Raw genomic sequence first — 12,083 nt, 5'->3', positions numbered from 1 at the left:
AAAAAAATTACACCGAAGTCTCAACTTTATTGGCGAGAGTCATTCCTATTTCCATTGCTTGCTTATTCAATGGAATAAGATTATGATATCTTTCAGGCAATACTTTTTTTAGCCCTGCAACAATATTTTCGAAAGCGATGATCGGTTTCTTCTTCAAGAAGGCACCGAGAATTATCATATTCATTACTTTTGTGTTTTTGAGCTTAGTTGCTTCATTTGCGGCTTCAATTGGTACAACTTCAATATCTGTTCTAGTTGGGGGATTTAAGATTGTACTTGCTTCGTAAATTAATAACCCACCCGGTTTAACAGCTTTCTCAAATTTATCGAGTGAAGGTTGATTCAATGCAATTACAGTATCAAATTTTGTAAGAATAGGAGAACTAATTTTCTCATCACTAATAATTGCTATACAGTTAGCTGTTCCACCCCGCATTTCAGGTCCGTATGAAGGCATCCAGCTAACTTCTTTATCTTCAATTACACCGGAGTAGCAGAGTATTTGCCCCATAGTTAATACTCCTTGACCTCCGAATCCGGCGATTACAATTTCTTCTGTCATTTTTTTCTCCAATCAATTTTAAGGTTTCTTTAATTCGCCGAGTGGATAATAAGGAATCATATTTTCTTCCAACCATTTATTAGATTGAAGAGGAGTCATTTTCCAATTTGAAGGACAATTAGATACGATCTCGACAAAACAAAGTCCTTTGTTCAATTTTTGGTATTCAAAACTCTTTTTAATTGCGGCTTTTGCTTTTCTAACATTCACGGGCGTATTTACAGCGGTACGGGCAACATAATAGGTACCAGGAAGTGTGGCAACAATATCGGTAATCTTTAATGGATTTCCCATAGTTTCAATATCACGACCAAATGGTGAGGTTGTGGATTTCATACCGGGTAATGTAGTTGGAGCCATTTGTCCGCCGGTCATTCCATAAATACCATTATTAATGAAAACTATAAGAATATTTTCACCACGATTGCAAGTATGAATTGTTTCGCCGGTACCAATTGCCGCAAGATCACCATCACCTTGATATGAGAAAACATATTTTTCGGGTAAAACTCTTTTGATGCCTGTAGCAACAGCGGAAGCTCTTCCATGGGCGGCTTCACTCATATCAAAATTAAAATAATTATAAGCGAGAACAGAACAGCCAACTGGCGCTACACCAATTACTTCTTCCTGGATTCCAAGTTCGGAGATAACCTCAGCAATAATTCTATGAGCTACACCATGCCCACAGCCGGGACAGTAATGCATCACATTATCTGTTAATGTTTCTGGTTTTTCATAAACTAAATTATCATTATTGCAGATATTCTCTTCGGCTATAATCTGCTCAAAATGTTTTTCTTCTTCTAACATAGTTTTTTCATTCATGCCAGAACTCCCACTAATTTTTGTTCTAATTTCTCAAGAATTTCTTCTGGAGATGGTACAATCCCTCCCATCCTTCCATGAAATTCAACCGGTTTTTTACCATTAACCGCTAATCGAACATCTTCTACCATTTGACCGGAACTCATTTCGACAGTCATAAATGATTGAACTTTATCAGCCAATTCATTCAAAGGTTTATATGGATAAGGGAATAATGAGATTGGTCTGAATACTCCAACTTTTATTCCCTTTTCCCTTGCCAAATGAGCGGCCTTTTGACAAATTCTAGCTACGAGTCCATAAGCAACCAAAACAAAATCTGCATCTTCACAGTCGGTCATCTCAAAACGAACTTCCTCTTTTTCAATTCTTCTATACTTTTCTTGTAAATGATTATTAATATTTTCCATTACATCAGGTTGAAGTGAGAGAGAGGTAATTATATTTCTTTCTCTCCCCTTTAATTTGCCTGTCGTTCCCCATGGCTCAAATTCTGTTTTTCTTGGTTTTTGAGGAGGGAGCAATACTTTCTCCATCATCTGCCCTAGAGCTCCATCTGTAAGAAGTAATACTGGATTACGATGCTTGAAGGCGAGATCAAATCCAAGCCCCACAAAATCCACCATTTCCTGAACAGTTGAAGGCGCAAGTACTATCAATCTGTAATCACCATGACCTCCCCCCTTAACCGATTGAAAATAGTCTGCTTGACCTGGTTGTATTGTTCCAAGTCCTGGTCCACCTCGCTGAACGTTAATAAGCAAGCATGGTAATTCGGCGCATGCGATGTAGGATATTCCTTCTTGCATAAGACTCATGCCTGGAGAGGATGATGACGTCATTACTTTTTTGCCGGTTCCTGCAGCGCCATAAACCATATTAATTGAAGCGATTTCACTCTCGGCCTGGAGAACTACCATTCCTGTTCGATTAGTAGCTTCATTGCTTAAATATTCAAGGACTTCCGATTGAGGAGTTATAGGATAACCAAAATAAGCATCACAGCCGGCTAATATTGATGCCTCTGCCAATGCTTCATTTCCTTTCATTAATTTCATTTCTTTGTTCATGAGTTCACCGTCACTGTTATATCCCCGGTTACATTTGCTATAGTTGCTACTTGCTCTTTCTTTTTTTCAGTTTTGCGATAGACTTTAATTATTCCGTCTGGGCAAACAAGAGCGCAATTAGTGCAGCCGGTGCAATTATCCTCAATTTTAACAATGTAATGATATCCCTTAGAGTTAATTTTTCGGGAGAGTTCCAGTGACTCTTGTGGGCAGGCTGCCGCGCAAAGTTCACACCCTTTACATTTTTCGATATCAATTAAGATATCCCCTTTTACTTTTGCCATAGTGCCTCACTATTATTTAAAACGAAAAAGGTTATAGTTTTGCTATAACCCTTGTTTTAGTTTTTCAAAAATTATTACTATTTCGAGAAGGTTTTGTCTCATCCTAACCTGTAAATCTTTTTAATTAATAAGAAAGTTACGTGCCAACAAACCATTGAATTATTTACAGATTCTGTTTCTAAAATAAGGATTATTTGATAAAAACCAAGAATGTTTTTATCCCTAAACCTGAATCATTTGTGAAGTTTTCAAAAGTGAGAAACCATCGTTTCTAATGAGAAAGGGGTAATAATCAAATAAAAATTTTTTATAATTAAACTAATTCCGCGTGTTTATCCGCATGGTATGAACTACGGACTAATGGAGAGCTCTCAACAGCTTTTAAACCGATTGATAAGCCATAATCTTTGTATTCTTTAAACTCATCCAATGTAACATAACGATGAACCGGTAGATGAGTTTTTGTGGGTTGAAGATATTGACCAATCGTCATAATATCGCATCCGCTATTTTTCAGATCAGAAATTAATGCCAATACTTCTTCTTTGGTCTCCCCAATTCCAACCATTATACCGCTTTTTGTTCGCAGACCATGATTTTTGAACCAGTGAATTACTTCCAAACTCCGCTCATATTTTGCTTGGGGGCGAACTCCATGATATAGCCTTTTCACCGTCTCTAAATTATGATTTAAAATATCTGGGGGATTATTCATTATAATTTGAAATGCCTCTTCTTCACCTTTAAAGTCGGGGATAAGAATTTCGATTGTAGTATCGGGCATCTTTTCTCTAATTAATCTAACAGACTCAGAAAATATTGAAGCGCCCCCGTCTTTTAGTTCATCACGATTTACAGAAGTGATAACAACATGTCTTAGTCCTAGTGCTTCAACAGATTCAGCAACACGGCGTGGTTCATCTAAATCGAGCTCGCTTGGCATCCCCAATTTTACATTACAAAATCCACAACTGCGTGTGCAGGTATCACCAAGAATCATAAATGTAGCGGTTTTTCTATTCCAGCATTCGGCAAGATTAGGGCATTTTGCTTCTTCGCAAACTGTATTGAGTTTACTTTTTCTCATTAACTCATAAACTTCTTTATAATTACTTCCGGTGGGCAAACGGACTTTTAGCCAATCGGGTCTTTTGCCTAATTCGGTTCTATCATTTTCTAAAACTTCTGCAAATTTTTTCTGATGCTGATTAATTTTCATTTATAACTCCAAACTTCCCATATATTATCCAATTTATCTGTAAGCGCTCTTAGATTATTGATGTATCAAAATTTTCTATTTTTTCTTTTATTGATTTCAGGAATAAACCTCCGAGCATTCCGTCAACTAACCGGTGGTCATGACTCAATGATAAATACATCATTGGTTTTATGGCGATACTCTCAACACCATCATTCTCAACAACAACCGGTTTTTTCTGTACAGCGCCTACTCCCAAAATGGCAACTTCAGGCTGATTAATTATTGGAGTACCAAATAGTGAACCGAACACACCATAATTTGTTATTGAAAATGTTCCATCCATTATATCATCGGGGACTAATTTTTTGGTACGCGAACGGGAGCCTAAATCTGCAATTGATTTTGCTAAACCTCGAATACTCTTTTCATCGGCATTTTTAATATTTGGTACAATTAATCCATTCGGCTCAACTGCAACGGCAATTCCAAGATTAATATAATTTTTCATTATAATATTATTTGAATCAATTGTTGCATTTATCAATGGGTACTCTTTAATAGCTTTAATAACTGCCCAGGAGATGAATGGCATATATGTAAGTTTCACACCTTCACGCTGATAGAATGTTTCTCTATTCTTCTCTATATAATTATGAATCTTCGACATATCAATTTCTATCACAGCTGTAACATGCACAGAAGTATCGCGGCTATTTACCATATGATACATTATTCTTTGACGAATATTATCCATCGGAATAATTTTTACCCGCTCACCAGGTGCAAATTTTGACGGCGCGGGTTTTTGCTTCTCATCTTTGTTTGCAACTTTTACAGCCTCTGCATTCCTATTCTGATTTCTATTTTCTAGATAAGCGAGCACATCATTTTTTGTAATTCTTCCATTAATCCCGCTGCCGTAAATAGTTTCCAATTCAGAGATGGAAATATTTTCCTTACGTGCAATATTCAAGACAAGTGGTGAGAAAAATTTATTTGACTGATGATGCATACTCTCAAGGGTTGCACTATTAGCGCTTTCTTTTTTTGGGGATACTACTGCGGTTATCGGTTGATTTTTAACAGCTTGTTGTTCTTCTAGTTTAATCAATCCACCGGTTGAGGATAATTTAGCCACAACTGTATTTACTTCTACGGTAGTGTTTTCTTCGAAGAGTATTTCCGTTACAATTCCATCTTCGGGAGAAGGTACTTCGGTATCAACTTTGTCCGTACTTATTTCAAAAATAATTTCATCTTTTTTAACCGGGTCACCAACCTTCTTATGCCACTTTATTATTGTTCCCTCCATAATTGATTCTCCCATTTTCGGCATAGGGATATCAATAATTCTACCTCCAACTTGAGTAGTTGATGGAACATCTTTAAAATTTTTATTCGCTTCAACTTTTAATGGTTCTTTAGAAATTTCCGCGGCTTCATTAGTTTCGATAATTGCAACAACGGTCCCAACTTCAACAGTCTCCTGCTCAAATACCTTAACATCAGAAAGAACTCCATCAGCAGGACTTGGAATTTCAGTATCTACTTTATCGGTGCTAATTTCAAAAATTATTTCATCCTTTTTTACTTGCTCCCCTTTTTGCTTATGCCATTTAATAATTGTGCCTTCATTAATGCTTTCACCCATTTTAGGCATAACCACATCAATTTTCATTTTATCTCCAAATTTTACTTTCAGTATTCAAGTAATACTTTTAATTCATCATAAATTTTTTGTCGTGTAGGAAGAACGGCATATTCAAGATTTGGATGAAAAGGAATTGGTGTATCTTTAGCAGCAATTCTTTTAACCGGACCATCAAGAGATTCAAAACAGTTTTCAGAAATAAGCGCGGCGATCTCAGCACCAAATCCGGCAGTTAGCGTATCCTCATGAGCCACCACAACTTTACCCGTTTTTCTAACTGATTTATAAATAGTATCAACGTCAAGTGGAACAATAGTTCTTATATCAATCAACTCAACCGAGTAGCCCTCTTCCTCTAATTTTTTAATCGCAAAATTAGTTTCATGAACAATGGCGCCATATGTAACAACTGTTAAATCATCTCCCTCATTCACAATTTTAGCTTTCCCAAATGGTAGAAGATAATCTGCATCCGGCTCGGGAGAGGTGGCATAACTTTGACGGTACAATCCCTTGTGTTCAAGAAATAACACCGGATCATTTAATCGAAGAGAAGTTTTTAATAATCCTTTTGCGTCAGCCGCGTTTGATGGATACGCAATTAAAATACCGGGCATATGAGAAAAGAATGCCTCAATATTCTGGCTGTGATATAAACCGCCATGAATATATCCACCAACAGCCACTCTGGTTACAACGGGGGCTTCAAATAAATTATTTGAGCGGTAACGGAACATTGAAAGCTCATCTCGCATTTGCATAAATGCGGGCCATATATAATCGCCAAACTGAATTTCCGCGCAAGGCTTTAATCCGGTAAGCGCCATCCCAATAGCTACTCCCATAATACTTGCTTCAGCTAATGGAGAATTGAAAACTCTATCGTACCCAAATTTAGTGGATAATCCTTTTGTGGCAGTGAATACTCCACCTTTACCATCAGCCACATCTTCACCAAAAACATAAATTTTATCATTTCTCTCCATCTCTTCACGAAGAGCATGATTTATAGCATCGACCATAACAACAGGATTGCCCTGCTTTGTTAACTTTTCATATTCGAGTGATTCTCGTTTTCCCGATTCATCCAAAACAAAACGGGTGGCAGATTCGGCGGTCGGATCAGATTGTTTTAATGCCCAGTCGGCGGCATCATTAACATGATTTGTAATTTCTTTTTTAAATTCTTCGTGAGAAAGTTCGGTAAGAATTTCTTTTTTGATTAAATATTTTGAAAAAATCTCAATTGGATCTTTTTGAAGATCTTCATGGAGTGATTCATTTGAACGATATTTTTTTTGATCATCGGAAGACGAGTGAGAGAATAACCTTACAACATGAGCTTCAACTAATGCCGGTCCCTTTCCCATTCTTGCATGTTTAAATGCGGATTGAGCGATAGCGTGCGACTGCAGAAAATCGGTTCCATCAACTTCCAATCGTAGTAAATTATCATAACCACTCATCATTTCAAGTATTGAATTATTTTTACCGCCGGTTTGCCCTTGAACAGGGACCGAGATTGCCCATTTATTATTTTGGATTACGAACACTACAGGCAATTTTTCTCTCGCTGCCCAATTGACTGCTTCATGAAACTCACCTTGCGAAGTTGTACCTTCACCACTGCTTACATAAACAACACCATTTATTCCTCTTCTTCTTAGAGATATGGCGGCTCCAACAGCTTGTAAAAATTGAGTACCGGTCGGACTCGATTGAGTTGGCACATTAGCTTCTTTAGTTGCCCAATGACAGGGCATTTGTCTGCCCCCGGTCATAGGATCATCAGCTTTTCCAAGAAATCCTAAAAATATTTCTTCCGGCTTTACACCCAATGAAATAGTAAAACACATATCGCGGTAATATGGGAATCCCCAATCAATTCCTTTTTTCATTGAGAGAGCAAACGCAACTTGTACCGCCTCATGCCCAGCACCGGCAATATGGAAAAACGCTTTTCCCTGCTTTAGCAAATTCATTACTTTATGATCGATAGTGCGTGAAAGAGTCATCAAGCGTAATGCGTTCATTAGCTCATCTTTGGTCATTCCGCCGAATGATCCATTTTTTCCGGTAGGACCTTCAACTATTTTATTTTCGATTACTATTTCTTTTGTTTCTTTAGCCATCAATTTCCCTTTGTTATTTCTTTGTGTCTTAACGTTCTCTATAGAGGAAGCGAAGCCGCCAAGTTACAAAGGTATGGTTAAAAAATTATCTGAATAAATCTTTCTATCATTCAATTTATAGGAGGTATAACCAAAATATTTTTGAAAGTTTTGGAGAAGTATTCCTTTAACTTCTTGAATATCTAGTTGTCGATTCAATTCTCTACTCAATGAAGTTACATCTTTATCCTTAATTCCGCATGGGATAATTCCCCCGAAATAATTGAGATCAGTATTAACATTAAAAGCGAAACCATGCATTGTAATCCATCTGCTCACTTTAATACCAATAGCGGCAATTTTTTTATTACCAATCCAAACACCGGTATATTTTGAATTTCTCTCAGAACTAATACCGTAATGAGCGCAAGTCTGAATCATTATCTCTTCCAGTCCTCTAAGATACTCATGCGTATCTTCCTTCCAATCTTTTAGGTTAATAATTGGGTAACCAACAATTTGTCCGGGACCATGATAAGTTATATCCCCACCCCGGTCAATATTATAAACTTTAATTCCCAATTCTTTTAATTGTTCTTCATTGGTTATTAAATTTTCTTTCTCAGCAACTTTTCCTAAAGTGTAAGTATGAGGATGCTCGAGCATAAAAAATGTATCTGGAATTTCGCCGCTCAATCTTTTATTAAAAACAATCTTCTGGAGATCCCAGGCTTCCTTATAATCAATAAAACCAAGATCGCAGTAATCAAATATTTTAGATGTGGATTGATTCGCCATACGCGTTAGCCGCCGCTTCCATTATTGATTCTGATAAAGTTGGATGAGCATGAATTGTTTTTATAATTGTTTCATATGTCGCTTCAACAGAACGGGCTAAAACTAATTCTGCGATTAATTCGGTTGCCTCGGGACCAATAATATGAGCACCGAGAAGTTCTCCATATTTCGCATCAAAGATTAGTTTAACAAAACCGTCTCTATCTCCGGCGGCAAAGGCTTTTCCGCTCGCCATAAATGGGAACTTACCAATTTTTAATTCATAACCAGATTCTTTGGCTTTTGCTTCAGTCATTCCAACACTTGCTACTTGCGGATTACAATAAGTGCAACCGGGAATATTTTCATAATCAACCGGCACAGTGTGAAGTCCCTTAATATTCTCGATACACGCTATTCCTTCCGCGGAAGCAACATGCGCGAGCCAAGGCGGACCAATTACATCACCAATTGCGTAAATATTAGGAATATTTGTTTGATAATTTTTCTTATCAACTTTAATATGATTTTTATAAAGTTCAATCCCTAATTCTTCTAATCCAAATCCTTCAATATTTCCGGTAACGCCTATAGCGCTCAGAACTTTTTCGGCTTTGAGTTCAACTTTTTTTCCGACTTTATCGATTGTTACAATTACCTCACCATTATTTACGACTGCACTTTCAACTTTGGCTGATGTGTGAATTTCAATTCCCCTTTTCTTGAAATTCTTCGCAAGTGTTTCAGAAACTTCTTTATCCTCTATAGGAAGAATATTATCCATCATCTCAATAATCGTAACTTTAGTACCGAGTACAGAATAGAAATATGCGAACTCAATCCCGATTGCTCCCGCACCAATTATGATTAATGATTTTGGCTGTTCGGGTAAATTCATAGCTTCGGTTGAAGTGATTATATTTTTTCGATCCACCGGAATATTAGGCAATATTTTGGGGCGGGCACCTGTAGCAATTATTATTTTGTCTGCGGAAACAGATTCTATCACTTTTCCATCATTATCATGCACACTAATATCATTCTTTGATACCAACTTTGCGAAACCTCTAATTCTATCAACCTTATTTTTTTTAACAAGAAGTTCAATATTTTTTGTAATCTTTTCTGAAATATCGCGGCTTCGCTTTATTATCTTAGAAAAATCGAAACTTACCCCTTCTACTTTAATTCCAAAATCATTTGAATGATTTTTAATTGTATCAAAAACCTCAGCATTTTTTAATAATGATTTTGTAGGAATGCATCCCCAATTCAAACAAATTCCGCCTAAATTATCTTTATCAATTACTACGGTTTTAAAACCAAGTTGTGCCGCTCGAATTGCCGCAACATATCCTCCCGGTCCACCGCCGATGATAGCAATATCATACTCTTTTGTCATTTATTAACCCTATTAGGTAAGAAAATCTAAACAAATATAATTAAGCAAACTCTTAAAACAAACATAAGCTCTTATTTGTAGATTATAACGTATTTTGAGTCAGGATTGTTCATTTTACCCAAAATGGAGGAGCAGAATTCAATGACCGGCGAAAATTATTGCATCGACTGTCGAGAGCGATTTCTCAACAGACAAGGCTATAACCAATTCAATTGTTAGTTTTAGATTCCGGATTCCACTGTAAAAAGAGACGAACTGGCAAGTCCGGTATGAAAGAATTGCTGTAGAGAACTATTTCTCAACAGCTAGGAAATCAATTATTTCATTAAAACAAACTTTTTTGTCTGCACAAAACTGCCCGATTGCAATTTGTACAAATAAACACCGCTTGCAAGATTAGAACCGTCAAATTTAATTTCATAATTACCGGCTGACTGTCTTTCGTTCACAAGAACCGCTACTTCTTTACCTAATATGTCATATATACGTAAAGAGGTCATAACTTGTCCCGATTTTTCGGGATATGAGGTCTCTACATCAGATGGAATCGAGTATTTTATTGTTGTAACCGGATTAAATGGATTGGGATAATTTTGATGCAAGCTAAATTGTGTTGGGGCTTCAACATTTACTTCAATAATATTACTGTATTCATACATGCCGTTAAAATCTATTTGCTTTAATCTATATTGTACTTTGCCACTTGGTGGATTCAAATCTACAAATGAATAATTTTTTGGTGAATTGCTGTTTCCATGCCCTTGAACAAATCCAATCTTCTCCCATGTCTCGCTTCTAGCCTCTTGCTTCTTGCATCTTTCTATTTCAAATCCGTAATTATTCACCTCTGTTGCTGTTTGCCATTTCAACTCTGCACTCAGCACTCTGCACTCTGCACTAAAAGAAGTCAGTTCAACCGGCAAAGCTCCACCTGTCATATTGTATCTCTCAGCGAGGTAATGCTCAACAGCGCTTCTATCCGGCGCGTTTAAATTCGTGTTATAAATTATTACTTCCGCAAGATCTCCGTTCAAATAGTAAGTTCCATCACTTCTTACACCAAGAAGTAGATTAGCCGAATTAGATGAAAGAATATTATCGCTTGAGGTTCCACCATCAATTCCATCTATTCTAACAGCACCGCCAGATGATGATGCTCTTGCTGAAAAAACATGTGCTTGTCCGTTTGTGTAATTTGTTGCTGTTCCTATATCCAGATAATTTGAAGTAAGAGGAATGAATCTGGCACCTGCCGCTCCATTTAGGTGATATTCAAATTGTTCATTAACGCCACCGGCAATTAAGAACTGAACATTGCCTGAACTCGATTTTGCCACAATAAAAATTTCATATGGATTGTCTTGAATTCCTAGACTTGAAGAAGTAGGCAGCAGCATAGTCGAATTAGATCCATTGAAACGTATAACGGGTAAACCGTTCATAGAATTTTGAACATAGGCTGGCTGGTTAACAACGGTATTTTGATAAGCATTATTTCCATTACCGGATTGGTCATTCCAGTTTGTTACTGCAGTTCCGTTAGTTAGTACTCCTTCATCAGAAACAAGATGCAGCTTTAGATTCACAGTTGGCAATGAATATTGTGTTACAACAATGTATCTGGAATTGTATCCATCGCTAAGAGTAATTGTATCTCTCCTCGTGTTACCGGTGTTATTTAACTCAATTGCAACAAGAAGAGTATCGTTACCGGAGCCCGATGTTTTGTTTAAAGACATCCATGATTGTCTTTTTGTTAACGTCCAGGATACATTTGATGAAATCTTAACTGGCTTTGTGTACTGCTTTCCATCAATTGTAAAAACATTTGGAGCTGCAGTTAAAACTGACATGCCCGGTACTAATGTGCCGCCATACGGCAATTCTGTATAACGTGAATTGATTTGCACATTGCTAATAGCGCCGTCAGTAATATACATTTCATAATCTCTGTGCGGGAAAGAACCAACCACATTTAAATATTTCGTAAAAACCACTTGATTAGGAGAAATACTTCCATTATTTAAGAATACTTGTTCACCCACTCCGGGTGTTTCAGGGGAACTTGAAAGAATAATCTTATTGTTTTGAAAAGAGAACCTAACAGTGGTTCCATCAGTGTATAAAGGCGTTGCAGTTACATATGCAGTATTATAATCTCTAAAAAGTGCCGGAGGAAACGAAGCTACAATAATAT

Annotated in this window: 10 protein-coding genes; all 10 read right to left on the bottom strand. The window is 36.9% G+C overall.

Annotated elements, in window-relative coordinates:
• Nucleotides 1–7: 7 nt before the first annotated feature.
• On the bottom strand, nt 8–562 hold the full coding sequence (locus tag KF816_07405) for a 2-oxoacid:acceptor oxidoreductase family protein (GenBank protein ID MBX3007839.1): 555 nt from the start codon (nt 560–562) through the stop codon (nt 8–10).
• 18 nt (nt 563–580) lie between these two features.
• The gene (locus KF816_07400) at nt 581–1,345 is read right to left on the bottom strand and encodes a 2-oxoglutarate oxidoreductase (GenBank protein ID MBX3007838.1); all 765 of its coding nucleotides are present in this window, start codon (nt 1,343–1,345) and stop codon (nt 581–583) included.
• A gap of 41 nt (nt 1,346–1,386) precedes the next feature.
• Entirely contained in the window at nt 1,387–2,460 is a 1,074-nt protein-coding gene (locus tag KF816_07395; protein ID MBX3007837.1) for a 3-methyl-2-oxobutanoate dehydrogenase subunit VorB, read from the bottom strand.
• The gene (locus KF816_07390; protein MBX3007836.1) at nt 2,457–2,744 is read right to left on the bottom strand and encodes a ferredoxin family protein; all 288 of its coding nucleotides are present in this window, start codon (nt 2,742–2,744) and stop codon (nt 2,457–2,459) included. Before KF816_07390 ends, KF816_07395 begins: the two co-directional genes overlap by 4 nt.
• 313 nt (nt 2,745–3,057) lie before the next feature.
• Entirely contained in the window at nt 3,058–3,963 is a 906-nt protein-coding gene (gene lipA / locus KF816_07385) for a lipoyl synthase (GenBank protein MBX3007835.1), read from the bottom strand.
• A 49-nt stretch (nt 3,964–4,012) separates the two neighbouring features.
• Nucleotides 4,013–5,623: a 2-oxoglutarate dehydrogenase, E2 component, dihydrolipoamide succinyltransferase gene (gene sucB / locus KF816_07380; GenBank protein ID MBX3007834.1), complete on the bottom strand. Its 1,611-nt coding sequence runs from the start codon at nt 5,621–5,623 to the stop codon at nt 4,013–4,015.
• A 20-nt stretch (nt 5,624–5,643) separates the two neighbouring features.
• A complete protein-coding gene (locus KF816_07375) occupies nt 5,644–7,728 on the bottom strand; it encodes a dehydrogenase E1 component subunit alpha/beta (GenBank protein MBX3007833.1) in 2,085 nt (694 codons plus the stop codon).
• A 63-nt stretch (nt 7,729–7,791) separates the two neighbouring features.
• Nucleotides 7,792–8,505: a lipoyl(octanoyl) transferase LipB gene (gene lipB, locus KF816_07370; protein ID MBX3007832.1), complete on the bottom strand. Its 714-nt coding sequence runs from the start codon at nt 8,503–8,505 to the stop codon at nt 7,792–7,794.
• Complete coding sequence (lpdA, locus tag KF816_07365) at nt 8,483–9,886, bottom strand: dihydrolipoyl dehydrogenase (GenBank protein MBX3007831.1); 1,404 nt, start codon at nt 9,884–9,886, stop codon at nt 8,483–8,485. The genes lipB and lpdA overlap by 23 nt, the downstream gene beginning before the upstream one ends.
• Nucleotides 9,887–10,203: 317 nt before the next feature.
• Nucleotides 10,204–11,826 (bottom strand): T9SS type A sorting domain-containing protein, encoded by a 1,623-nt coding sequence (locus tag KF816_07360; GenBank protein ID MBX3007830.1) that lies wholly within the window; start codon nt 11,824–11,826, stop codon nt 10,204–10,206.
• Nucleotides 11,827–12,083: the final 257 nt, after the last annotated feature.

This window comes from Melioribacteraceae bacterium (assembly GCA_019638015.1).
Classification (GTDB): Bacteria; Bacteroidota; Ignavibacteria; order Ignavibacteriales; family Melioribacteraceae; genus JAHBUP01.
The sequence above is the reverse complement of the archived record's forward strand: the minus strand, read 5'-3'. Positions and strand labels throughout refer to the sequence as shown.